Origin of the sequence: Enterobacter quasimori, from assembly GCF_018597345.1 — a bacterium.
Lineage (GTDB): Bacteria > Pseudomonadota > Gammaproteobacteria > Enterobacterales > Enterobacteriaceae > Enterobacter > Enterobacter mori.
In genome coordinates, this window is sequence record NZ_JAHEVU010000001.1 from 1,288,904 (window position 1) to 1,313,711 (window position 24,808).

21 protein-coding genes are annotated in these 24,808 nt (G+C 56.8%); 5 read left to right on the plus strand and 16 right to left on the minus strand.

Annotated elements, in window-relative coordinates; genetic code table 11:
• Positions 1-18: 18 nt before the first annotated feature.
• Entirely contained in the window at positions 19-1,935 is a 1,917-nt protein-coding gene (gene mngA / locus KK102_RS06220; protein WP_216357203.1) for a PTS 2-O-a-mannosyl-D-glycerate transporter subunit IIABC, read from the minus strand.
• A gap of 170 nt (positions 1,936-2,105) precedes the next feature.
• On the opposite strand from mngA, the gene KK102_RS06225 reads away from it, so the two are divergent.
• Complete coding sequence (locus KK102_RS06225) at positions 2,106-2,822, plus strand: GntR family transcriptional regulator (RefSeq protein WP_216357204.1); 717 nt, start codon at positions 2,106-2,108, stop codon at positions 2,820-2,822.
• Positions 2,823-2,905: 83 nt separating this feature from the next.
• On the opposite strand, the gene sucD is transcribed toward KK102_RS06225, so the two are convergent.
• From sucD to sdhC, 8 genes are all read right to left on the minus strand, one after another.
• Positions 2,906-3,775: a succinate--CoA ligase subunit alpha gene (sucD, locus tag KK102_RS06230; RefSeq protein ID WP_008501094.1), complete on the minus strand. Its 870-nt coding sequence runs from the start codon at positions 3,773-3,775 to the stop codon at positions 2,906-2,908.
• A complete protein-coding gene (gene sucC / locus KK102_RS06235; RefSeq protein WP_006809579.1) occupies positions 3,775-4,941 on the minus strand; it encodes an ADP-forming succinate--CoA ligase subunit beta in 1,167 nt (388 codons plus the stop codon). The genes sucD and sucC overlap by 1 nt, the downstream gene beginning before the upstream one ends.
• A 95-nt stretch (positions 4,942-5,036) precedes the next feature.
• A complete protein-coding gene (gene odhB, locus KK102_RS06240) occupies positions 5,037-6,257 on the minus strand; it encodes a 2-oxoglutarate dehydrogenase complex dihydrolipoyllysine-residue succinyltransferase (RefSeq protein ID WP_008501093.1) in 1,221 nt (406 codons plus the stop codon).
• A gap of 14 nt (positions 6,258-6,271) precedes the next feature.
• Entirely contained in the window at positions 6,272-9,079 is a 2,808-nt protein-coding gene (gene sucA, locus KK102_RS06245; RefSeq protein ID WP_126544193.1) for a 2-oxoglutarate dehydrogenase E1 component, read from the minus strand.
• Positions 9,080-9,302: 223 nt separating this feature from the next.
• Complete coding sequence (gene sdhB, locus KK102_RS06250; RefSeq protein WP_014069376.1) at positions 9,303-10,019, minus strand: succinate dehydrogenase iron-sulfur subunit SdhB; 717 nt, start codon at positions 10,017-10,019, stop codon at positions 9,303-9,305.
• Positions 10,020-10,034: 15 nt separating this feature from the next.
• Positions 10,035-11,801, minus strand: a complete 1,767-nt coding sequence (gene sdhA, locus KK102_RS06255) for a succinate dehydrogenase flavoprotein subunit (RefSeq protein ID WP_100165270.1) — start codon at positions 11,799-11,801, stop codon at positions 10,035-10,037.
• The gene (sdhD, locus tag KK102_RS06260) at positions 11,801-12,148 is read right to left on the minus strand and encodes a succinate dehydrogenase membrane anchor subunit (protein WP_008501088.1); all 348 of its coding nucleotides are present in this window, start codon (positions 12,146-12,148) and stop codon (positions 11,801-11,803) included. The genes sdhA and sdhD overlap by 1 nt, the downstream gene beginning before the upstream one ends.
• Positions 12,142-12,546, minus strand: coding sequence for a succinate dehydrogenase cytochrome b556 subunit (sdhC, locus tag KK102_RS06265; protein WP_020684965.1), 405 nt, complete (start codon positions 12,544-12,546; stop codon positions 12,142-12,144). Before sdhC ends, sdhD begins: the two co-directional genes overlap by 7 nt.
• Positions 12,547-13,185: 639 nt before the next feature.
• On the opposite strand from sdhC, the gene KK102_RS06270 reads away from it, so the two are divergent.
• A complete protein-coding gene (locus tag KK102_RS06270) occupies positions 13,186-14,469 on the plus strand; it encodes a citrate synthase (protein ID WP_100165271.1) in 1,284 nt (427 codons plus the stop codon).
• Between the two features lie 85 nt (positions 14,470-14,554).
• Here KK102_RS06270 and nei read toward each other — a convergent pair whose 3' ends face one another.
• The 7 genes from nei to KK102_RS06305 form a co-directional block, all read right to left on the minus strand.
• Entirely contained in the window at positions 14,555-15,346 is a 792-nt protein-coding gene (gene nei, locus KK102_RS06275) for an endonuclease VIII (RefSeq protein ID WP_126544192.1), read from the minus strand.
• Positions 15,347-15,364: 18 nt separating this feature from the next.
• Positions 15,365-16,105 (minus strand): 5-oxoprolinase subunit PxpA, encoded by a 741-nt coding sequence (pxpA, locus tag KK102_RS06280; protein ID WP_126544191.1) that lies wholly within the window; start codon positions 16,103-16,105, stop codon positions 15,365-15,367.
• Positions 16,092-17,024: a 5-oxoprolinase subunit PxpC gene (gene pxpC / locus KK102_RS06285; RefSeq protein ID WP_216357205.1), complete on the minus strand. Its 933-nt coding sequence runs from the start codon at positions 17,022-17,024 to the stop codon at positions 16,092-16,094. Before pxpC ends, pxpA begins: the two co-directional genes overlap by 14 nt.
• Positions 17,018-17,674 carry a 5-oxoprolinase subunit PxpB gene (pxpB, locus tag KK102_RS06290; protein ID WP_126544189.1) on the minus strand — a complete coding sequence of 219 codons (657 nt, stop codon included), beginning with the start codon at positions 17,672-17,674 and terminating at the stop codon, positions 17,018-17,020. Before pxpB ends, pxpC begins: the two co-directional genes overlap by 7 nt.
• 14 nt (positions 17,675-17,688) lie before the next feature.
• The gene (locus tag KK102_RS06295; protein ID WP_126544236.1) at positions 17,689-18,432 is read right to left on the minus strand and encodes a type 2 GTP cyclohydrolase I; all 744 of its coding nucleotides are present in this window, start codon (positions 18,430-18,432) and stop codon (positions 17,689-17,691) included.
• A 10-nt stretch (positions 18,433-18,442) separates the two neighbouring features.
• On the minus strand, positions 18,443-19,855 hold the full coding sequence (gene phrB, locus KK102_RS06300) for a deoxyribodipyrimidine photo-lyase (RefSeq protein WP_126544188.1): 1,413 nt from the start codon (positions 19,853-19,855) through the stop codon (positions 18,443-18,445).
• A 598-nt stretch (positions 19,856-20,453) separates the two neighbouring features.
• On the minus strand, positions 20,454-20,660 hold the full coding sequence (locus tag KK102_RS06305; protein ID WP_003858637.1) for a YbfA family protein: 207 nt from the start codon (positions 20,658-20,660) through the stop codon (positions 20,454-20,456).
• A gap of 309 nt (positions 20,661-20,969) precedes the next feature.
• Here KK102_RS06305 and kdpF point away from each other — a divergent pair, with 309 nt between their 5' ends.
• From kdpF to kdpB, 3 genes are read left to right on the plus strand one after another with little or no spacing between them, the layout of a single operon-like run.
• Positions 20,970-21,059: a K(+)-transporting ATPase subunit F gene (gene kdpF, locus KK102_RS06310; protein WP_014069365.1), complete on the plus strand. Its 90-nt coding sequence runs from the start codon at positions 20,970-20,972 to the stop codon at positions 21,057-21,059.
• Complete coding sequence (kdpA, locus tag KK102_RS06315) at positions 21,059-22,738, plus strand: potassium-transporting ATPase subunit KdpA (RefSeq protein WP_126544187.1); 1,680 nt, start codon at positions 21,059-21,061, stop codon at positions 22,736-22,738. The genes kdpF and kdpA overlap by 1 nt, the downstream gene beginning before the upstream one ends.
• 18 nt (positions 22,739-22,756) lie before the next feature.
• Positions 22,757-24,805, plus strand: a complete 2,049-nt coding sequence (kdpB, locus tag KK102_RS06320; RefSeq protein ID WP_216357206.1) for a potassium-transporting ATPase subunit KdpB — start codon at positions 22,757-22,759, stop codon at positions 24,803-24,805.
• The last annotated feature ends 3 nt before the right edge of the window (positions 24,806-24,808 follow it).

Below are 24,808 nucleotides of genomic sequence, written 5' to 3' on the forward strand. Positions count from 1 at the left end.
TTTCCTGTTTGTGCGTTGTTACGGTATGGCGTCTTCAGTGACGTAGTTACCCTTTTTCACCGCCTGGCGCCGCCAGAGCAGCAGAACAAAGGTGGAGATGGCGGTACCCACCAGCGCCGCGCCAAACCAGCCCGCCGCCGCAGCCACACCGCCCAACCCGGCATCGTGAAGTAAAAAGAGAGAGAAAATACCGGCCCCCGGCGTGGACAACCCGATCCCCATCGCGCCGACAATCGCGCCTGTTACCATGGAGCCGAGCACAAATGAGCCAATCACGCGAAGCGGATCTTCAATCGCCATCGGAATCGCCCCTTCGGTAATGCCCGCGAGGCCGAGCAGCCAGGTGGATTTACCGGTTTCAATTTCAAAGGGTTTAAACAGTTTCGGTGCCAGCAACGTTGACGCCGTGACGGTGAAGGCCGATACCATTTTGACGGAGGCAAAGATGGCATAGGGACCGTATACCCCGTTCGCCATCGCCCCCAGGCAGAACGCGTAGGAGGCTTTGTTGACCGGGCCACCCAAATCGAATGAGCACATAAACCCGAGGATCGCCCCGAGAAGCAGCGCATTCGCGCCGGACAGACCGTTAAGCCAGACGGTGAGCGTGTTATTGAGCCAGGCCACCGGTTCGCCGATAACAAACAGCATCAGGCTGCCCGCGCCCAGCACGCCAATCACCGGATAGAGATAAAACGTCAAAAAGCCGTTGTAGCGGCTACTGAGCCGGATGTGGTTTTTCACCCAGCGCATCAGGTAACCTGCGATCAGCCCGCCGACGATAGCGCCGAGAAAACCGGAGCCGATCATATTGGCCGCCAGACCGGCCGCAAAGCCCGGGGTCAGCGCGGGTTTATCCGCCAGCGAGTAAGCGGTATAGGCTGCCAGAACAGGGACCATCAAAATGCCGAGCATGCCGCCGCCAAGCTTTCGGTACATCCACAGCCACGAGTTTTCCTGGTCAAAGAGGTGCTGCAGGCCCAGGATTTGCGCCAGCAGTACCGACACGGCCAGCACCGTACCGCCGGCGACGATCAGCGGCACCGCAAAAGAGATGCCGCTGAGAAGCGCCTGCTTGAGTTCAGTTTTAACGCTCTTTTTTGTTTCGTGATCGCCCTGCGCACGGCGCGCATCGGTGGAGGGCTTTAGCGCCAGCGCGCGCGCAATCAGCGCTTCAGCATGGCGCAGGGGTTCCACGACGGGCACGGAAATGGCGGGGATCCCCTGAAAGCGCTCGCTCTCTTTGATCGCCACTTCTGCGGCAAAAATGCACGCTTTCGCCTCCTGCAGCTGCTGGGCAGTAATGCGCCCTTCAATGCCGTTCGCCCCCTGCTTTTCGACCACCACGTTGACGCCGAGCTTACGTCCCGCTTTTTCCAGGTACTCTGCGGCCATATAGGTATGGGCAATCCCGGCCGGACAGGCGGTGACGCAGATGACGGTTGGTGCATTCACCAGTGTGGCAACCTCGTCTTCCTGCGAGGCACCGTTCAGCGCATCAAGCAGATCCTCTGCCGTCTCTGCAGCCATAACGCGTTCCCGGAGGGCATCATCGGCCAGGCGAGACGTCAGCGCCGTCAGCACCTGGATATGCGTGGATCCCGCTTCGGCAGGCGGGATAGCAAGCAGGACGATCAGCTCAACGTTTTCCGGGCCGTCCACCCCGTCCCACGCCAGCGGTTCGCTTAACGTAGCAACCGCAAAAGCCGCTTCGTTCACCGCGCCCGATTTACCGTGCGGGACAGCCAGTCCCTCCCCCAGTGCGGTTGGCCCCTGAGATTCACGACGGTAGACCTCCGCCAGAAATGCATCGCCATCGGTAATTTTGCCCAGCGCCACCAGCCGCATCGTAAGCTGGCGAATGGCCTCATCACGGCTGGCATAGTGCGCCTGCACGCAGACAGCGCTGGGGTGGGTCAGAGTCGTCAGGTTCATAAGATCCTCACACGTAAGTTGTTATTGTCTGGCGGCAATTGTGGCAGGCCAAACAATACATTTATGTGATCATTTTCACTAACAACGAAAATTTGTATTTAAATTGTATTATTTACAAATTATAAGCTGAAGGCATAATTCCGTGAAAAGGTATTAGAAAGGCGGATTCTATGGGTAACAAACCGATGTACCGGCAGATAGCCGATGCGCTTCGCGAGAAAATTAATGCGGGTGAGTTAAAACCTGGCGATGCGTTACCGACGGAATCCAGCCTTCAGGAGGCGTTCAACGTTAGCCGCGTAACGGTGAGACAGGCGCTAAAGCTGCTTACGGAAGAGCAGATCGTCGAGAGCATTCAGGGCAGCGGCACCTACGTAAAAGAAGAGCGCGTCAATTACGACATTTACCAGCTAACCGGTTTTTACGAAAAGCTGGCGGACCGAAATGTGGATACTCACAGCGAGGTGAGCATTTTCGAAGTGCTGAAAGCCGATGCAAAACTAGCCGAAAAGCTGAATCTCTCTCATGACGATAAAGTCTGGCACGTCAAACGCGTCCGCTTTATCAAACAAAAACCGGTGAATCTGGAAGAAACGTGGATGCCGCTGGCAATGTTCCCCGACCTCACCTGGGAAGTGATGGAGAATTCGAAATACCACTACGTTGAGCAGCTCAAAAAGCTGGTTATCGATCGCAGCGAGCAGGAGCTGGTGCCGATCATGCCATCAGAGGAGGCGATCGCCGCGCTGTCTCTCGATCCGGCAAAGCCGATCCTGGAAAAAGTCTCCCGCGGGTTTCTGAAGGACGGACGGGTATTTGAATACAGCCGCAACGTGTTCAATACCGACGATTACAAGTTCACTCTCGTTGCCAAACGCAGGCAATAAAAAAGGCCGCTTTACAGCGGCCAACCATGTCGAAACGGACATTTTTTTATTTCAACGCGCCCCATCCAGGGCGCAGAGAGGACTTACTTAATGATGGATTTCAGTGCTTCGCCGATATCCGCCAGGCTGCGAACGGTCTTCACGCCTGCGGCTTCCAGCGCTGCGAATTTCTCATCAGCCGTACCCTTACCCCCGGCGATGATCGCGCCTGCGTGACCCATACGCTTGCCTTTCGGCGCGGTCACACCCGCGATGTAACCCACAACTGGCTTGGTCACGTGTTCTTTGATATAAGCAGCCGCTTCTTCTTCCGCGCTACCGCCGATCTCACCGATCATCACGATCGCTTCGGTCTGTGGATCTTCCTGGAACAGCTTCAGGATGTCTATGAAGTTAGAGCCCGGGATCGGGTCACCGCCGATGCCCACACAGGTGGACTGGCCGAAACCGTAGTCGGTGGTCTGCTTAACCGCTTCATAGGTCAGGGTACCGGAACGGGACACGATGCCCACTTTACCCGGCTTGTGAATGTGGCCCGGCATGATGCCGATTTTGCATTCGCCCGGGGTGATAACGCCTGGGCAGTTCGGGCCGATCATGCGCACGCCGGCTTCATCCAGCTTCACCTTCACGGTCAGCATATCCAGCGTCGGGATGCCTTCAGTGATGGTGATGATCAGTTTGATGCCTGCGTCGATCGCTTCCAGAATAGAGTCTTTGCAGAACGGCGCCGGAACGTAGATCACGGTCGCGGTTGCGCCCGTCGCTTCTACGGCTTCACGCACGGTGTTGAACACCGGCAGGCCCAGGTGGGTGGTGCCGCCTTTACCTGGCGTTACGCCGCCAACCATCTGCGTGCCGTAGGCAATCGCCTGTTCGGAGTGGAAAGTCCCCTGGCTACCGGTGAAGCCCTGGCAGATAACCTTGGTATCTTTATTAATTAAAACTGACATTATTTCCCCTCCACTGCGGCAACAACCTGCTGAGCTGCATCCGTCAGACTTTTCGCTGCAATAATATTCAGGCCGCTGTCAGCCAGTTTTTTCGCGCCGAGTTCAGCGTTGTTACCTTCCAGACGCACAACCACCGGAACGTTAACACCCACTTCTTCTACCGCGCCGATGATACCGTCGGCGATCAGGTCGCAACGGACGATACCGCCGAAGATGTTAACCAGAACGGCCTTCACGTTGTCGTCGGAGAGAATGATTTTGAACGCTTCGGTTACGCGCTCTTTGGTTGCGCCACCGCCCACGTCGAGGAAGTTTGCTGGCTCACCGCCGTGCAGCTTAACGATGTCCATGGTGCCCATTGCCAGGCCCGCACCGTTAACCATGCAGCCGATATTGCCGTCCAGCGCCACGTAGTTCAGTTCCCACTGTGCCGCCTGCGCTTCACGCGGGTCTTCCTGAGACTGGTCGCGCATTTCGCGCAGATCCGGCTGGCGGAACAGCGCGTTGCCGTCAGCGCCCAGCTTGCCGTCGAGGCAGATCAGGTCGCCCTGGGTCGTGATCACCAGCGGGTTGATCTCGATCAGCGCCAGATCGCGCTCCAGGAAGATGGTCGCCAGACCCATGAAGATCTTGGTGAACTGCTGAACCAGCTTGCCTTCCAGGCCCAGCTTGAACGCCAGCTCGCGACCCTGGTAAGGCATTGGGCCCGCCAGCGGATCGATAGCCACTTTGTGGATCAGGTGCGGGGTCTCTTCCGCCACTTTTTCGATTTCCACGCCGCCTTCGGTAGACGCCATGAACACCACGCGACGGGAGCTACGGTCAACCACCGCGCCCAGGTACAGCTCTTTCGCGATGTCGGTCGCCGCTTCAACCAGGATCTGGTTAACCGGCTGGCCGTTCGCGTCTGTCTGGTACGTAACCAGACGTTTGCCGAGCCAATGTTCAGCAAACGCACGAATCTCTTCTTTGCTCTTAACAACCTTCACACCGCCCGCTTTACCACGGCCACCAGCGTGAACCTGACATTTAACTACCCACGGGCCGGAACCGATTTTAGATGCGGCTTCTTCTGCTTCACGCGGGGTAGTACAGGCATAACCCACCGGAGCCGGTAAGCCATACCGGGCAAACAGCTGTTTGGCCTGATATTCATGTAAGTTCATGTGTTCTATCCATCCTTCAGGGTAATCGTTATCTTCAAACCTGTAGACCGGCGCAGCGTGTGCCGGTCCACGGGGCAGGTGATGCTAAATCGTGACTAGACGTCCAGCAGCAGACGCGTTGGATCTTCCAGCAGCTCTTTAATGGCAACCAGGAAGCCCACGGACTCGCGGCCGTCGATCAGGCGGTGATCGTAAGAGAGCGCCAGGTACATCATCGGCAGGATCTCAACTTTACCGTCTACCGCCATAGGGCGATCTTTAATGGCATGCATACCCAGGATTGCGCTCTGCGGCGGGTTAATGATCGGGGTAGACATCAGCGAGCCGAATACGCCGCCGTTGGTAATGGTGAAGTTACCGCCGGTCAGATCGTCTACGGTCAGCTTGCCGTCGCGGCCTTTAACAGCCAGCTCTTTAATGTTTTTCTCGATGTCAGCCATACCCAGGGTATCCACATCACGCAGAACCGGCGTTACCAGGCCGCGCGGAGTCGAAACCGCCATGCTGACGTCGAAATAGTTGTGGTAAACCACGTCATCGCCATCGATGGACGCATTCACTTCCGGGTAGCGTTTCAGCGCTTCAACCACCGCCTTCACGTAGAAGGACATAAAGCCCAGACGGATACCGTGACGTTTTTCAAACGCGTCACCGTACTGCTTACGCAGGTCCATGATTGGCTTCATGTTTACTTCGTTGAAGGTGGTCAGCATCGCGGTGGAGTTTTTCGCTTCCAGCAGACGCTCGGCCACGCGCTTACGCAGGCGAGTCATCGGCACGCGTTTTTCGCTGCGGGCGCCCAGCGCAGGCTGCGCTGCTGGTGCCGCCGCAGGGGCTTTCGCTTCTGCCTGTGCAGGCGCTTTCGCCAGATGCTTGTCGATGTCTTCGCGGGTCAGACGTCCGCCTACACCGGTGCCTTTGATGGCTGCCGGGTCAAGGCTGTGTTCAGCCAGCAGGCGACGGATCGCCGGGCTGAGGGCGTCGTTAGACTGTTCTTCCAGAGACGCCTGCTGGCGCTGCGCTGGCGTAGAGGCTTTCTCTTCAGATTTCGCGCTGGACTCTTTGCCCGCGCTGTTGCCTTCACGCAGGCGACCCAGGATCTGACGAGAGGTGACGGTGGTACCTTCATCTTCCAGCACCGCGTCCAGAACGCCATCCGCCGAAGCCGGTACTTCCAGTACCACTTTGTCAGTTTCGATTTCTACCAGCACTTCATCGCGCTTAACGGCATCGCCCGGTTTTTTGTGCCAGGTGGCGACGGTCGCATCTGCTACGGATTCAGGCAGGTCGGGAACAAGAATATCTACGCTACTCATTATGTATCCTTTAATTAATCGACGTTCAGCGCGTCATTGACCAGATCTTGTTGCTGCTTCTGGTGAACGGACATATACCCTACCGCCGGAGAGGCGGAGGCCGGGCGACCTGCATAACGCAGAGCAGACCCAAATGGAATCACTTCACGGAAATGATGCTGGCTGCAGTACCATGCGCCCTGGTTGAGCGGCTCTTCCTGGCACCAGACAAAATCATGTACGTGAGCATATTGTTTCAGCACTTCCTGCATCGCCTGATGCGGGAACGGATAAAGCTGTTCGATACGCACGATGGCGACATCTTTCTGATCGTTCTTACGGCGCTGTTCCAGCAGGTCGTAATAAACCTTACCAGAACACATCACCACGCGCTTCACGCCCTGCGGATCCAGCTCGTCAATCTCGCCGATGGCCGGCAGGAAGGTACCGTTAGCCAGCTCTTCCAGGCTGGACACCGCCAGCGGATGACGCAGCAGAGATTTCGGCGACATCACCACCAGCGGACGGCGCATACCGCGCAGCGCCTGACGACGCAGCATGTGGTACACCTGAGCCGGAGTGGACGGCACGCAGACCTGCATGTTCTGCTCGGCGCAGAGCTGCAGATAACGTTCCAGACGCGCGGAGGAGTGCTCCGGCCCCTGGCCTTCATAACCGTGCGGCAGCAGCATCACCAGGCCACACATACGGCCCCATTTCTGCTCGCCGGAGGAGATGAACTGGTCGATAACCACCTGCGCGCCGTTGGCGAAGTCACCAAACTGCGCTTCCCAGATGGTCAGGGTGCGTGGTTCCGCGGTGGCGTAGCCGTATTCGAAGGCCAGTACCGCTTCTTCAGACAGCACGGAGTCCCAGACCTTGAACTGGCCCTGACCGTTGTGCACGTGCTGCAGCGGGGTGTAGGTTGAACCGTTGGACTGGTTGTGAACCACCGCGTGACGGTGGAAGAAGGTCCCACGGCCCGCATCTTCACCGGACAGACGAACAGGAATGCCTTCGTCAACCAGGGTCGCATAGGCCAGGGTTTCGGCGCCGCCCCAGTCGAACAGCTTCTCGCCTGCCGCCATGGCCTGACGGTCACCGTAGATTTTCGCTACGCGAGACTGCATCTCGATAGCGTCCGGTACGGTGCTAATGCGTTTAGCCAGCTCCTGCAGGCGCTTCATCTCCACCTTGTTCGGGTAGCTCTCATCCCATTCGTGGTTGAGGTACGGCGACCAGGTAAAGGAGTGCATGTTCATTGGGCGCAGCTCTTTCACTACGCATTCACCCGCATCCAGCGCGTCGCGGTAGAGGTTGACCATCTCGGTCGCATCTTCCAGTGTCGCCACTTTGTCCGCTTCCAGCTTGTCAGCATAGATTTTGCGCGGAGTTGGGTGTTTTTTGATTTTCTGGTACATCAGCGGCTGGGTTGCACTTGGCTCATCCGCTTCGTTGTGGCCGTGACGGCGGTAGCAGAAGAGGTCAATGAACACATCGCGTTTGAAGGTGTTACGGAAGTCCAGCGCCAGACGGGTAACGAAAGCAACCGCTTCCGGGTCATCCGCGTTAACGTGGAAGATCGGCGCCTGAACCATCTTACCGATGTCGGTGCAGTACGGGGTAGAACGCGCATCCAGCGGGTTAGAGGTGGTGAAGCCCACCTGGTTGTTGATCACGATGCGAACGGTACCGCCCACTTCGTAACCACGCGCTTTCGACATGTTCAGGGTTTCCTGCACCACGCCCTGCCCTGTAACCGCCGCATCACCGTGGATGGTGATTGGCAGCACTTTGTTGCTGCTCGGCTCGTCCAGACGATCCAGACGCGCACGCACGGAACCGATAACCACCGGGCTAACGATTTCCAGGTGTGACGGGTTAAACGCCAGCGCCAGGTGAACCAGACCGCCTTCGGTTTCGATATCAGACGAGAAGCCCATGTGGTACTTCACGTCGCCGGTGCCGAGGTGTTCTTTGTGTTTGCCCGCGAATTCATCGAACAGGTCCTGTGGTTTTTTACCCAGCACGTTGACCAGCACGTTCAGACGACCGCGGTGCGCCATGCCCAGCACCACTTCACGGGTACCGCTGTTGCCTGCGTGGCGAATCAGCTCTTTCAGCATGGGTACTAACGCATCGCCACCTTCCAGCGAGAAGCGTTTTGCACCCGGGAATTTCGCGCCCAGATAGCGCTCAAGGCCTTCTGCTGCAGTCAGCTCGCTGAGGAAACGTTTTTTCTCGTCAGCCGAGAAGGTCGCGTGGCCCGCCACGGATTCGATACGCTGCTGGATCCAGCGTTTCTCTTCGGTAGAGGTGATGTGCATGTATTCCGCGCCGATGGAGCCGCAGTAGGTTTGCTTGAGCGCGTTAATCAGTTCGCCCAGCTTCATCGTGTCTTTGCCGATGGCAAAGGAACCTACGTTAAAGCTTTCCTGGAAATCGGCCTCGGTCAGATCGTGATACGCCGGATCGAGATCGGCCACACGTTCCTGCTGCCACAGTCCCAGCGGATCGAGATTCGCATGCTGGTGACCGCGGAAGCGATAAGCGTTGATGAGCTGCAGGACTTTAACCTGCTTCGCATTGGTGTCAGGGTCGGAAATCGCAGAAGAGTAACGTGAGGCATCCTTCGCCAGACGGCGGAAATAATCACGTGTTTTGGAGTGGAATTGATCCGGTTTGACTCCCGTGCCAGGCAACTCCTGGAACATGGAACGCCAGTTTGCGTCCACTGAGTCAGGATCGGTTAAGAAGTCTTCATAGAGCTGTTCAATCCAGCTCTGGTTCGCACCAGAAAGGAAAGAAGAGTCCAGCCAGGCTTTCATTGCGCCGTTCTGCATCGTGATCCCTTAAGCATTTTTATGCTTACTTTCGCCGTAGAAACTACCACGCACACCAGGTGTACGTGCCGGGGTTCACCTGCGAGCTCTTTTCATTTGGCCCGCGAAGGAACCTTTAGAAACTGTCTAAACTTCAGGGCAGTTTTTAAAGGTTTCTGCAATCTGTTCCCTCTCCCTTTGGGAGAGGGTTAGGGTGAGGGGAACAGCGCTCCCCTCTCACTACTTACGCACTGCGCTGCAACAACATCGACTTAATATGGCCGATGGCGCGCGTCGGGTTCAGCCCCTTCGGACATACACTGACGCAGTTCATGATGCTATGGCAGCGGAATACGCTGAAAGCATCACTCAGTCCTTCCAGACGGCTATCGGTTTCGGTGTCGCGGCTATCGATCAGGAAGCGATAGGCAGCCAGCAGACCGGCCGGGCCGATAAACTTGTCCGGGTTCCACCAGAACGACGGGCAGGACGTTGAGCAACATGCGCAGAGAATACACTCGTACAAGCCGTCGAGTTTTTCACGCTGCTCAGGAGACTGTAAGTGCTCGCGAGCGGGTGGATTTTGCCCATTATTCAATAAGTAAGGCTTAATCTTCTCATATTGTGCATAGAATTGCCCCATGTCTACCACCAAATCACGCACGACCGGCAGGCCTGGCAGAGGACGGATAACAATTTTCTGACCAGGACGCTGCAGCGCTGAAATTGGCGTGATGCAGGCCAGACCATTTTTGCCGTTCATGTTCACACCGTCAGAGCCACAGACCCCTTCACGGCAGGAGCGGCGGAACGACAGGGTTGGATCTTTTTCTTTCAGCTGCATTAAGGCATCCAGCAGCATCATGTCGCGACCTTCTTCCGCTTCCAGGGTGTAATCCTGCATACGCGGCGCGTCGTCTACATCCGGGTTATAACGATAAACTGAGAATTCGAGCTTCATTATCCTGTCTCCGCATTAATAAGTACGAATCTTCGGCGGGAACGCCGGACGCAGTTTCGGTTCCATATTGACGCTACGACGCGTCATGGATTCCGACTCTGGCAGATACAGGGAATGGCACAGCCAGTTTTCGTCATCACGATCCGGGAAGTCGAAGCGGCTATGCGCGCCACGGCTTTCGGTACGGAAGTTTGCCGACACCGCAGTGGCGTAAGCGGTTTCCATCAGGTTATCCAGCTCCAGGCACTCTACGCGCTGGGTGTTGAACTCGCTTGAGGTATCGTCCAGACGGGCATTTTTCAGACGCTCGCGGATCGCTTTCAGCTGTTCAAGCCCTTTGGCCATCGCATCACCTTCGCGGAATACCGAGAAGTTATGCTGCATGCATTCCTGCAGCGCTTTGCGGATTTCCACCGGATCTTCGCCGTTACGGTTGCCGTTCCAGCGGTTGAGGCGCGCAAGAGAGGCATCAATTTCGTCGTCGGTCGCGTCACGCAGCGCGCCCTGCTCGGCAATGGACTCCTGCAGATGCAGGCCCACCGCGCGACCAAACACGACCAGGTCCAGCAGCGAGTTGCCGCCCAGACGGTTTGCGCCGTGTACGGATACGCAGGCAATTTCGCCCACCGCGAACAGGCCAGGAATAACCACGTCTTCGCCCTGCTCGTTCACGGTCAGCGCCTGACCGGTCACTTTGGTCGGAATACCGCCCATCATGTAGTGGCAGGTTGGGATAACCGGAATCGGCTCTTTCACCGGGTCGACGTGAGCGAAGGTGCGGGACAGTTCCAGGATACCCGGCAGACGGGATTCCAGAACCTCTTTACCCAGATGGTCGAGCTTCAGCTTCGCGTGTGGACCCCATGGGCCGTCACAGCCGCGGCCTTCACGGATTTCGATCATAATGGAACGCGCCACCACGTCACGACCCGCCAGGTCTTTCGCATTCGGGGCATAACGCTCCATGAAGCGCTCGCCGTGTTTGTTCAGCAGGTAACCACCTTCACCGCGGCAGCCTTCCGTTACCAGAACGCCCGCGCCGGCGATACCGGTTGGGTGGAACTGCCACATTTCCATATCCTGCACCGGCACGCCCGCGCGGATAGCCATACCGACACCGTCACCGGTGTTAATGTGGGCGTTGGTGGTTGACTGATAGATACGGCCTGCGCCGCCGGTCGCCAGCACGGTAGCGCGGGCTTTGAAGTAAACCACTTCACCGGTTTCGATGCACAGCGCGGTACAGCCAACAATTGCGCCATCGGCGTTTTTCACCAGATCCAGCGCATACCACTCGGAGAAGATGGTGGTGTGGTTTTTCAGGTTCTGCTGATACAGGGTGTGCAGCAGCGCGTGACCGGTACGGTCGGCCGCTGCCGCAGTACGTGCCGCCTGCTCGCCGCCGAAATCTTTCGACTGGCCGCCAAACGGACGCTGATAGATGGTGCCATTTTCCAGACGGGAGAACGGCAGACCCATATGGTCCAGCTCCAGAATCGCTTCCGGGCCGGTTTTACACATATATTCGATGGCATCCTGGTCGCCGATGTAATCGGAACCTTTTACCGTGTCGTACATGTGCCATTCCCAGTTGTCTTCATGGGAGTTACCCAGCGCAACGGTGATACCGCCCTGGGCAGACACGGTGTGCGAACGGGTTGGGAACACTTTAGAGAGCAGCGCACAGGTCTGGCCGCTCTGGGAAATTTGCAGTGCGGCACGCATACCTGCGCCACCCGCACCAATCACTACAGCATCAAATTCTCTGACTGGCAGTTTCATTACACACCCCACACCACAACGAATCCATAAATAACGTAAACCACCAGGGCAACAACGATAGCCAGCTGCAGAGGAAGGCGAATCGCCAGCGGTTTAACGTAATCGGTCAACACCTGCCACATGCCGATCCAGGCATGAATAAGAATCGAGAACAGCGCCAGCAGGGTGAAGACTTTGGTGAAGGCAGATCCGAAGAACCCGCTCCAGATTTCCCACGTCAGCGTGCCGCTGGTCGCGAAGAAACCGATCATATAGATGATGTAAAGGGTGAGAACGATGGCGGTAGCACGGACCAGGATGAAGTCATGTACGCCGTTGCGTCCTAATGCGGAGGCGTTGCTTACCATACGAGAACTCCTGCGAGAAGTGAAAGCACGACAGTGATCACAAATGAAATGTTAGCGGAGCGTTTCCCGGCTTCGAAAGTCTCTTCCAGGTAGCCAAAGTCCATCAGCATATGGCGAACGCCCACCACCACGTGGTACGCCAGCGCGGTCAGAATGCCCCACATGATAAATTTCACGAAGAAGCTGTTCATAATGGCAGAGGCCTGGAGGAACCCTTCAGGAGAGGAGAGACTGGTTCCCAGTAACCACAGCAAAATACCGACCGCCACAAACGTAATCACACCGGAGACGCGGTGCAAAATGGACGCTATTGCTGTTACAGGGAATCGGATCGTTTTGAGATCCAGATTGACAGGTCTTTGTTTTTTCACATTTCTTATCATGAATAACGCCCACATGCTGTTCTTATTGTTTCCTTCCTCCGGACTGCGATGCGGGTCAAGCAGCGTTCCTTTTCTATAACTGCGCGTCATGCAAAACATTGCTTCCAAATGCTAAAACGACACGTTACAACGCTGGGTGGCTCGGGATTGCAGGGTGTTCCGGAGACCTGGCGGCAGTATAGGCCGTTCACAAAATCATTACAATTAACCTACATACAGTTTGTCGGGTTTTCTCTGGAACAGTGATCAGGGTCACGATAACAACATCTTTTTAATTTTTAATCATCTGATTTGACAAATGTTAAACAATATTGTTACAAACGTCATCAGAAAAGGCATATAATGCGCAAAAGTTATGAGGTCTCTCTTTCACCTGACAAATAGTTATGTAACAGTGTGATGGTATTGACCGAAGTTATCAGGACAGTTATTAGTGATATACAGGTTTGAATAATTCGGACTGCAAAAACGCTGATTTGCTGTTGTTTCACTGATATTTCATTCGTTTACCTGCAAGGCGCCATAGCTCTGTACCCTGGTTTGTCCTCGTGAGCTGAGCGGTAAGCCAAATAACAATCTGGTAACGGTGATTAACAGCTGAAAGCAAATCCGGTAAAGCGCAGTCTTAAGCATAAGGCGCTAAGGAGACCGTAAATGGCTGATACAAAGGCAAAGCTCACCCTGGGTGGTGACACTGCTATTGAACTGGATGTGCTAAAAGGCACGCTCGGTCAGGATGTTATTGATATCCGTACGCTGGGTTCCAAAGGAGTTTTCACCTTTGACCCTGGATTTACCTCTACCGCATCTTGCGAATCCAAAATCACCTACATTGACGGTGACGAAGGTATCCTGCTCCATCGCGGCTTCCCCATCGATCAGTTAGCCACCGAATCCAACTATCTGGAAGTGTGCTACATCCTGCTGAACGGCGAAAAACCGACGCAGGCGCAGTACGATGAATTCAAAACCACCGTGACCCGTCATACCATGATCCATGAGCAGATTACCCGTCTGTTCCATGCTTTCCGTCGTGACTCTCACCCGATGGCGGTGATGTGCGGGATTACCGGTGCGCTGGCGGCGTTCTACCACGATTCTCTGGACGTGAATAACCCGCGTCACCGCGATATCGCGGCGTTCCGCCTGCTGTCCAAAATGCCTACCATGGCGGCGATGTGTTACAAATACTCTATCGGCCAGCCGTTTGTGTATCCACGCAACGACCTCTCCTACGCGGGTAACTTCCTGCGCATGATGTTCTCCACGCCGTGCGAAGAGTACGAAGTGAACCCGGTGCTGGAGCGCGCGATGGACCGTATTCTGATCCTGCACGCTGACCACGAACAGAACGCCTCTACCTCTACCGTCCGTACCGCGGGCTCTTCAGGCGCGAACCCGTTCGCCTGTATCGCTGCGGGTATCGCCTCCCTGTGGGGACCGGCGCACGGCGGCGCGAACGAAGCGGCGCTGAAGATGCTGGAAGAGATCAGCACCGTTGAGCACATTCCTGAGTTCGTGCGTCGCGCGAAAGACAAGAATGACTCCTTCCGCCTGATGGGCTTCGGTCACCGTGTTTACAAAAACTACGACCCGCGCGCGACCGTCATGCGTGAGACCTGCCACGAAGTGCTGAAAGAGCTGGGTACCAAAGATGACCTGCTGGAAGTGGCGATGGAGCTGGAACACATCGCGCTGAACGACCCGTACTTCATTGAGAAGAAACTCTACCCGAACGTCGATTTCTACTCTGGCATTATTCTGAAAGCGATGGGCATTCCGTCTTCCATGTTCACCGTGATCTTCGCCATGGCCCGTACCGTAGGCTGGATTGCGCACTGGAACGAAATGCACAGCGAAGGCATGAAAATCGCCCGTCCTCGTCAGCTGTATACCGGCTACGAGCAGCGTGATTTTAAGTCTGACCTGAAGCGCTAAAAGTTAAGCCCGGTGGCGCTAACGCTTACCGGGCCTACAAGTGCGAAACGTAGGCCGGGTAAGGCGTAGCCGCCACCCGGCTTTTTTATTTCTGGCAGTGCGGGCACCAGTAAAAGGGTCTCGAAGAGAGCATAATCCTGTCGATAATCCCGCCGCACCTTTCGCATTTCTTTCCCGCCCGGTGAAACACCTTGAACCGGAACAGCGCCCCGTGATGCTTGTTCTCATCCACCACGCCGCGCGTGTTGTACGACAGCCGCGGAATATCCAGCAGCGCGTGGGATAACGCCTCCAGCTGTTCATCATTCAGCTGAGACGCTTTATGCTGCGGTGCCAGCCCCACTTCCCACAGAATTTCCACCCGCAGATAGTTACCTAACCCTGCCAGGAACGCCTGATCGAGCAATAACCCAGAAAATTGCCGGTTGCGGAATTTGGGGGATAACAAGCGGGTTTTAACATCGCTCGCCGTCAGGCGCATGTCCAGCACGTCCGGTCCGACCCGCTGCAGAAACGGGTGCGTCAGCAGCTGCTCCGGCGTTAACATTTCGATCTCCGACGCGCTGTAAAGCAGGATCGCCTTATCGGCCGTTTGCAGCCTGACGCGCAGTACGCGGGTGGTTTGCGGCTGCTCGTCCGCCTCCACCACTCGCCAGACGCCGTACAGCTGGTTATGGCTATATAACGTCAGGTTATGGGAAAAGTGCGTAAGCAAGGCCTTGCCGCGGGTTTCAATTTGGGTCACCGTCTGCCCCACCAGCTGTGATTCATACGGCTTGAGCTGAGGAAAAGCAAACCACACGTGCGTCAACGGTTTGCCCTTTATCGCCGCCTCCAGGCTATCCGCCGCGCGGCGGATCTCCGGACCTTCTGGCATATTATTGTCCTTTCATGATTAGTCTGCGCTGACCAGAATGCCCTCTTCAGAGAACGCCGCCCGCAAGCGGCGCGCGAACTGGAGCGCATGCTCGCCGTCGCCGTGTAAACACACCGTATCGGCCTGAACGTTTGCCGGTGTTCCGTCCACGGTGGTCACCCGCCCGGCGCGCACCATCTCCAGCGTCTGCGCCAGCGCTTTAGCTTCGTCGGTAATCAACGCACCGGCCTGCGTACGCGGGACCAGGCTGCCATCGGGCTGATAGCCGCGGTCGGCAAAGACTTCCTGACGCGTCGTCAGCCCCAGCCGCTTTCCGGCCCGAATCAGCTCGCTACCGGCCAGACCTACAAGGATAAGCTGCGGATTACTGTCCCGCACCGCGCGGGCAATAGCGTCCGCCAGCGCCGGATCTTTCGCCGCCTGGTTGTAGAGCATGCCGTGCGGCTTCACGTGGCGCATGATACCGTTCTCAGCGCGCACCATCGCCTCCAGCGCGCCGATCTGGTAGAGCACCTGAGCGTAGACCGTCTCCGGCGGCAGATCCATCGCCGTGCGGCCAAAGTTTTCCCGGTCAGGGAAGCTCGGATGAGCGCCAATCGCGACGCCGTTTTTGATGGCATTACGCACGCTCTCCAGCATGGTTTGCGCATCGCCCGCGTGAAAGCCACAGGCGATATTGACCGAGGAGACCAGCATCATGAGTTGAGCATCTGCGCTTCCGCCCTCGCCCAGATCGGCATTCAAATCAATCTTTACCATCAAGCCTCCACGCCAGCTGTTCGAGATAACGCTGCTGATCCTGCCGCGCCTTAAGCGCCTCTTCCAGCGAACACTGCACGAAGTGAATCGGCTGGCCGAGAGGAATTTGCGCCAGATGGTAGCGATCCGCTTCGATAATGCAGGCAATCCGCGGGTATCCTCCCGTGGTTTGCGCATCGTTCATTAACACGATGGGCTGACCGTTGCCCGGCACCTGAATGACCCCCGGCAATAACCCGTGGGAGAGCAGTTCTCGGTCCGTCGTGCGGGTCAGCGGCTGCCCCTGCAGGCGGTAGCCCATACGGTTACTCTGCGGGCTGAGCTTCCAAGGCGAGCGCCAGAAGGACTCTTTGGAAGCCTCGTCAAACTCGTGATATTCCGGCCCCGGTAAGGCGCGGATCTGGTTTCCCCACAGCAGCTGTTTGACGCCCTGCGTGGTGGAGAAACGGTGCGCGGAGGGCTTGATTGCCAGACGATCGCCGTCGCGCAGCAGACGCCCTTCATGCCCGCCGATGCCCGCCTTCTGATCGGTACTGGATGAGCCCAGCACCTCCGGCACGTCAATGCCGCCAGCCACCGCGAGATAGCTACGCACACCGTGTAGCGGACGCTTGAGCGTCAGACGCTGTCCGGCTTTCGCCCGCAGCCGCCAGCCGGTCCACACTGCTTTACCATCCAGCGTGGCCTCACAGCCTGCGCCGGTTAAGGCAAACCAGGTCTCCTGACCAAACTCAACCACACACTGGCCGAGCGTAATTTCGAGCGCGGCCGTACTGCCGGGGTTGCCCACCAGCACGTTAGCAATCTCAAGCGCAGGCCTGTCCAGCGCGCCACAATAGCTCACGCCGGACTGACGCATGCCAAAGCGGCCCGCATCCTGCACAGAGGTGTAAAGCCCTGCGCGAATAAGCGTTAACATACCCCCTCCTTCTGCGGGATAAAGCGAAGGGTATCGCCGGGACGCAGGAGTATTGGCGTCTCCAGCCCGGGTTCAAATAACGGCGTAGCCGTGTGCCCAATAAGCTGCCAGCCGCCGGGCGATGCCAGTGGATAGACGCCAGTTTGCTCTCCGCCGATAGCCACCGTCCCCGCCGGTACGCTCAAACGCGGCTCGGCACGACGCGGCGTATGCAGCTGAGGAGACAATCCGCCCAGATACGGGAAGCCGGGCTGAAACCCCAGGAACCAGACCACGTAGTCAACCGAACTGTGCAGCTCAACCACCTGCTTTTCCGTTAACCCGCAGTGCGCGGCCACAACGCCAAGATCTGGCCCCCCCGTGCCGCCATAAACGACCGGGATCTCAATGGCACGCGATTCTGGCTCCAGCGCTTCGCTCTCTTCCCACCAGCGCTGCAGGCGTTCGATGGCGTCCAGTGCTTTCGTGTGCGGGTTGCGCAGCACGACGGTGATATTGTTCATGCCGGGAATGGTTTCAACCACTTCAGGTATCTCGGCCAGACGCTGCGTCAGCCGCCAGATACGCTTTTGCGTGGCAAGCGTGACCGGAGGTTCAAGCTCCAGTACGACGGCGGTTTCACCCAAAAGATAACAACGCGCTCTCTGCACTCGGGCACCTCTCATCAGGCCGGATTGGGGATATCAATAAAGGTCACATCCAGATCGGTATTTTCCGTCAGCCACTCGCTGAGGGCGCGAATGCCGCCGCGTTCGGTTGCATGGTGACCTGCCGCGTAAAAATGAAGCCCCTGCTCGCGGGCGGAGTGAACCGTCTGCTCAGACACTTCCCCCGTGATAAAGGCATCGACGCCGAAGCGCGCGGCGCTATCGATAAAGCCCTGCCCGCCCCCGGTGCACCAGGCCACACGCTTCACGGTAGCTGGCCCCGTGTCGCCACACCACAGCGGGCGACGTCCGAGGCGCGCTTCGATCCACGACGCCAACTCCAGACCCGGCACCGGCATCGCCAGTTCTCCCCATGGCACCAGCGGTTCGATTTCCCCCATCACCGTAATACCCAGCAATTGCGCTAACTGCACGTTGTTCCCCAGTTCCGGGTGCGCATCCAGCGGCAGGTGATAACCGTACAGGTTGATGTCATTCGACAGCAGCGTTTTCAGGCGGTTGCGCTTCATGCCGCGAATAATGGGGGATTCGTTCTTCCAGAAATAACCGTGGTGGACAATGACCGCATCGGCTTGCTGACGCACGGCTTCATCCAGCAGCGCCTGGCTTGCCGTCACGCCGGTGATAATTTTCTGCACCGTTTCGCGGCCTTCCACCTGCAGGCCGTTCGGGCCGTAGTCGCTGAAGGAGGCGCTGTTCAGTTTTTCGTTAATCAGGCTTTCCAGTTCGCTATTTTTCATCATTACTCTCTTATGCTTTGCGGGCCGCTTCGTACGCTGCCAGCGTGGCGACGCGCGCCTGTTTATGGTCGACAATCGGACGGGGATAATTCAGTTTTACACGCTGTTTATCCGCCCATGCCCACGGTTCGTGGATCGCTTTAGCCGGTATCTCTTTAAGTTCAGGGACCCAGCGGCAGATAAACTCGCCGTCCGCATCAAATTTTTGTCCCTGAGTGGTTGGATTAAAAATCCGGAAATAGGGAGCTGCATCGGTGCCCGTAGAGGCCGCCCACTGCCAGCCGCCGTTATTCGCGGCGAGATCGCCATCGATCAGCTGAGAGATAAAATAGCGCTCTCCGATACGCCAGTCGATAAGCAGATCCTTTACCAGAAAGCTGGCGGTAATCATTCGCAGGCGGTTGTGCATCCACCCCGTCTCATTGAGCTGACGCATCGCGGCATCGACTATCGGATAGCCCGTCTGCCCTGTTTGCCAGGCCTGTAAAAGTGCCTCATCGTGCTGCCATTTTACGTTGTCGGTCCAGGGAATGAACGGGCGATGCTTACAGAGTTCGGGATGATACGTCATCAGATGGCGGTAGAACTCACGCCAGATAAGTTCGTTAAGCCAGACAGAACCGGCTCCCCCTTCCAGCGCCTGCGGCTGCTCCGCCAGCAGACGGTGTAAACACTGACGAGGAGAGATCGCGCCCAACGCTAAAGAGGCCGACAGGCGGCTGGTACCCTCAATGGCGGGAAAATCCCGCCGCGCGTCGTAACAGGCTGCGTCCTGTTTGCAGAACTGGCGGAGTTGAGCGATGACCGCTTTCTCATCGGCGGGGAACAGCGTTTTATCAAACGGTTCCTGAGGATAATCGAACGTCAGTTCAGGCAGGTCCTTTATGGCTTCGCCCCTCACGGCAGGCGCAGCAACGCACTCCGGCAGCGCCTCTTTCAGACGCTTGATAAAGGCGTTTTTAAACGGCGTAAAAACTTTATACATCTCGTGGCTGCCGGTCATCACGCTGCCCGGTGCCAGCATCACGCTGTCGTCAAACCCTTCGCAGACGACCCCTTCCAGCACGTTCTCAAGCTGACGATCCCGCTGCTGCTCGTTGAATTCATACTGGTAGTTATAAAAAAGATGCGTGACGGCGTGCTGCTTACAGGTCTCCTGCAGCGTCTGGAGCTGGGCGGCAAAATCACGTACCTCTTTATAGAGAAGCGGTATGCCTTTTCCGGCAAGCGAGTGCTGGAGATCGTTCAGATACGCCCGGAGCAAGGCCGCCTGTCGGGGAGCCATATCGTGCTGCCGCCACTGCTCGGGCGTAGCCATAAACAGAGCCAGTACGTTAGCGTCTTTGGCGCGGCAGGCCGCCGCAAGGGCGATGTTGTCATGTACGCGCAGGTCCGCGCGAAACCAAACCAGATGGGTGGGCATAAAACTCCAGGCAATTGTCCATTATGTCCGTAAGGGCATGCCATAAAAGGAAAAAGCATGCATTGAACTACTTTGCCATGAAGTGTAGACGGGATGAAATAAAAAAGGCCGCCCGAGGCGGCCTTAACGCTACTTGTCCTGCGCTATCGTGGATAAAGCGATAAACACATTCGGTTCATCGCTCTTTACAACGAGCACGCTGGCGACAATGAACGCGATGCAAAAATAGCGTTTCATTATGCGGTCCCTGTTGCTAACCGCTCCACCGTTCACCACCGGTGATAAGTCGGTGGACACAAGCTCTGACGAGAGCCTGACTTACGGTTGTGGTCACGCCTTTCCCGGGACCGGCGCCCATGTGCGAGATGGCGGAAAGGGACGCTGCATAGTAGTTGGCCCTGGCGTAAAACGTAATCCACCGAAAAGGTTTTTAAGAATATATTTAGGGAGTTGCAGTTTGATTACTTAAGGACCCGAGATATTCTTGTAAGCCTCTGACGAGAGCTTGAAACCACCCAACGGACCGCGAATCCCAAGGGACAAAAAAACCGCCACGTTGCTGTAGGCGGTTTTTTTATTGCTGTGTGTAGTCTTAGTATCAGTAGAAATCGCAGGTCGCTTTCTCGGCCTGATCCATCCACACCGGCTTCTCGCTGGTTTTCGCCCAGACGCGGTGCAGATAGCTGTAAAAACGTGCACGATCTTTCCAGAACAGCATCACCGGCAGTGCCAGCACGCCAGCCACTACGGCGAAAGTGCGACGCATGAAAATGATATGAGCCGGAAACTCTTTATAAAGATCCATATTTTTCTCCCCTATAGTTGGCCGGAAACGTCATCCGGAAAATTCAATATCTGTGACCTGGCTAAAATAATATCGCTTTGTTTGTAATTTTACTACTCATCCGACCACTTATTTTTATCCATTTAGTGATTATTTACATTCAGACCGTAATTAAGTTACAAAAAAGTTAACGATTTACTTATCAATAGTTAAATTGTGGGCTTTGCCATTTTTATACTTTTTTTACACCCACCCTCCCCATTTTTGCGAAATCTTTGCGCCAGAAATCCTACCGTTAGCACAACAACAAAAGTCACCCGGAGGTGGATTGTGAGTGCAGGTTTGATTGCCGGCATCGTGCTGGTGTTCCTGTTATTGGGTTATCTGGTCTATGCCCTGATTAATGCGGAGGCCTTCTGATGGCTGCTCAGGCGTTTTTGCTTATTGCGAGCTTTTTACTGGTGTTGTTCGTACTGGCAAGGCCATTGGGGACAGGACTGGCGCGGCTGATCAACAACGTCCCCTTGCCCGGCACGGGAGGCGTTGAAAAAGGGATTTGGCGCGTACTGGGAATAGACGATCGGGAGATGAACTGGCGTCAGTATCTGATGGCCATTTTGCTGCTAAACATCGTCGGGCTGGTTGTTCTCTTCGCCATGCTGATGCTGCAGGGTAGCCTGCCGCTTAACCCGCAGCAGTTGCCGGGCCTGTCCTGGCATCTGGCGCTGAACACAGCGGTAAGCTTTGTGACCAATACGAACTGGCAATCTTATGCCGGTGAAACCACACTCAGCTATTTCAGTCAGATGGCTGGCTTAACCGTACAAAACTTTCTTTCTGCGGCAAGCGGGATAGCGGTGATCTTCGCCCTGGCGCGTGCATTTGCCCGTCAGAATATTGGCACGTTGGGCAACGCCTGGGTCGATCTGACGCGCATAACCCTGTGGGTTCTGGTGCCTGTGTCACTGTTGATTGCGCTGTTCTTCATCCAGCAAGGTTCCCTGCAAAACGTGCTGCCTTATGCCCCATACACCTCACTGGAAGGGGCAAAAGAACTCCTGCCGATGGGGCCAGTGGCCTCGCAGGAAGCGATTAAAATGCTTGGCACTAACGGCGGCGGGTTCTTCAACGCCAACTCATCGCATCCCTTTGAAAACCCAACGGCGCTGACCAACATGGTGCAAATGCTGGCGATCTTCCTGATCCCCGCCGCGCTGTGTTTTGCCTTTGGCGATGTGGTTAACGATCGCCGTCAGGGGCGCACCCTGCTGTGGGCAATGTCGCTCATCTTCGTGATTTGCGTGGCGCTGGTGATGTGGGCCGAATGGAACGGTAACAGCCACTTTATGCAGTTAGGTGCCAACAGCAATATCAATATGGAAGGCAAAGAGAGCCGCTTTGGCATTCTCGCCAGCAGCCTGTATGCGGTGGTCACCACGGCGGCGTCGTGCGGGGCGGTTAACGCCATGCACGACTCCTTTACCGCGCTCGGCGGCATGATCCCAATGTGGCTAATGCAAATTGGCGAAGTGGTCTTTGGCGGCGTCGGCTCCGGGCTGTACGGCATGCTGCTGTTCGTTCTGCTCGCCGTATTCATCGCCGGTTTAATGATTGGCCGTACTCCAGAATACCTGGGGAAAAAAATCGACGTCCGCGAGATGAAATTAACCGCCCTGGCCATTCTGGTCACCCCGGCTCTCGTGCTGCTCGGCACCGCGCTGGCGCTGATGACCGACGCCGGACGCAGCGGCATCTTTAACCCAGGCATTCACGGTTTCAGCGAAGTGCTTTACGCCGTCTCGTCTGCCGCCAACAACAACGGCAGCGCCTTTGCAGGCTTAAGCGCTAATTCACCGTTCTGGAACTGTCTGCTGGCGTTTTGCATGTTCGTGGGGCGTTTCGGCGTGATTGTGCCAGTAATGGCGATCGCGGGAGCGCTGGTGAGTAAAAAAATCCAACCGACCACCACCGGTACGCTACCGACACACGGCGCGCTGTTTATCGGCCTGCTGATTGGCACCGTGCTGCTGGTCGGTGCCCTGACCTTTATCCCCGCCCTCGCGTTAGGCCCGGTCGCGGAAACCCTCTCTTTACGCTGATTTTGCGGAGAATTTGTCATGAGTCGTAAACAACTGGCCCTGCTCGAACCGACGTTAGTTCGTCAGGCCCTCATGGATGCGGTGAAAAAACTGAGCCCACGCGTGCAGTGGCACAACCCGGTGATGTTTATCGTCTGGATAGGGAGTTTACTCACCACCGCGCTGGCCGTTGCGATGGGAACGGGGCATCTGCCGGGTAATGCACTCTTTACCGGTGCCATCAGCCTGTGGCTGTGGTTTACCGTGCTGTTTGCCAACTTCGCAGAGGCGCTGGCGGAAGGGCGCAGTAAAGCACAGGCTAACAGCCTGAAAGGGGTCAAAAAAACCGCCTTCGCGCGCAAATTACGTGAACCTAAATACGGCGCGCAGATGGACCACGTTCCGGCAGATGAACTGCGTAAAGGCGACGTGGTGCTGGTCGAGGCCGGTGACATTATTCCCTGTGACGGGGAAGTTATCGAAGGGGGTGCATCGGTGGATGAAAGCGCCATTACCGGGGAATCCGCGCCAGTTATTCGAGAGTCGGGCGGTGACTTCGCCTCCGTCACGGGCGGGACGCGCATTCTCTCCGACTGGCTGGTGATCCAGTGCAGCGTTAACCCGGGTGAAACCTTCCTTGACCGGATGATCGCCATGGTGGAGGGCGCGCAGCGTCGCAAAACGCCGAACGAGATTGCCCTGACCATTCTGCTGGTCGCCCTGACTATCGTTTTCCTGCTGGCAACCGCGACGCTGTGGCCGTTCTCCGCCTATGGCGGCACGGCGGTCAGCATCACCGTACTGGTGGCGCTGCTGGTCTGCCTGATCCCAACCACCATTGGCGGCCTGCTGTCCGCTATCGGTGTCGCCGGGATGAGCCGTATGCTGGGCGCGAACGTCATCGCCACCAGCGGACGCGCCGTTGAAGCCGCCGGCGACGTCGACGTACTGCTGCTGGATAAAACCGGGACCATCACCCTCGGCAACCGCCAGGCCTCTGATTTCTTGCCAGCGCCGGGCGTGGATGAAAAAACGCTCGCGGATGCCGCACAGCTCTCCTCTCTGGCCGATGAAACCCCGGAAGGCCGCAGCATCGTGATTCTGGCTAAGCAGCGTTTCAACCTGCGCCAGCGTGACGTGCAAAGCCTGCATGCCACCTTCGTCCCCTTCACCGCGCAGACCCGCATGAGCGGGATTAACATTCAGGACCGAATGATCCGTAAAGGCTCCGTTGACGCCATCCGTCGACATATCGAGGCCAACAACGGTCACTTCCCGCCTGAAGTAGACAAACTGGTCGAAAGCGTCGCCCGACAGGGAGCCACGCCGCTGGTGGTGGCGGAAGGCGCGAACGTGCTGGGCGTGATTGCCCTGAAGGATATCGTTAAGGGCGGCATCAAGGAGCGTTTTGCTCAGCTGCGCAAAATGGGGATCAAAACGGTGATGATTACCGGGGATAACCGCCTGACCGCTGCCGCCATTGCCGCCGAAGCGGGCGTGGATGATTTCCTTTCCGAAGCGACCCCGGAAGCGAAGCTGGCGCTGATCCGCCAGTATCAGGCAGAGGGCCGTCTGGTGGCGATGACCGGGGACGGCACCAACGATGCCCCTGCCCTGGCGCAGGCAGACGTGGCGGTGGCGATGAACTCCGGCACGCAGGCGGCAAAAGAGGCGGGCAACATGGTCGACCTCGACTCTAACCCGACCAAGCTGATTGAGGTAGTACACATCGGCAAGCAGATGCTGATGACGCGCGGTTCGCTGACCACGTTCAGTATCGCCAACGACGTGGCAAAGTATTTCGCCATCATTCCGGCGGCGTTTGCGGCAACCTATCCACAGCTGAACGCGCTGAACGTGATGCACCTGCACTCCCCGGCATCGGCCATTCTCAGTGCAGTTATCTTTAACGCCCTGATCATTATCTTCCTGATCCCGCTGGCGCTGAAAGGGGTGAGCTATAAGCCGCTGACGGCGGCGGCCATGCTGCGCCGCAACCTGTGGATTTACGGTCTGGGCGGGCTGGTTGTGCCCTTTATTGGTATTAAGGTTATCGACGTGCTCCTGACGCTGTTCGGGCTGGTCTAAAAG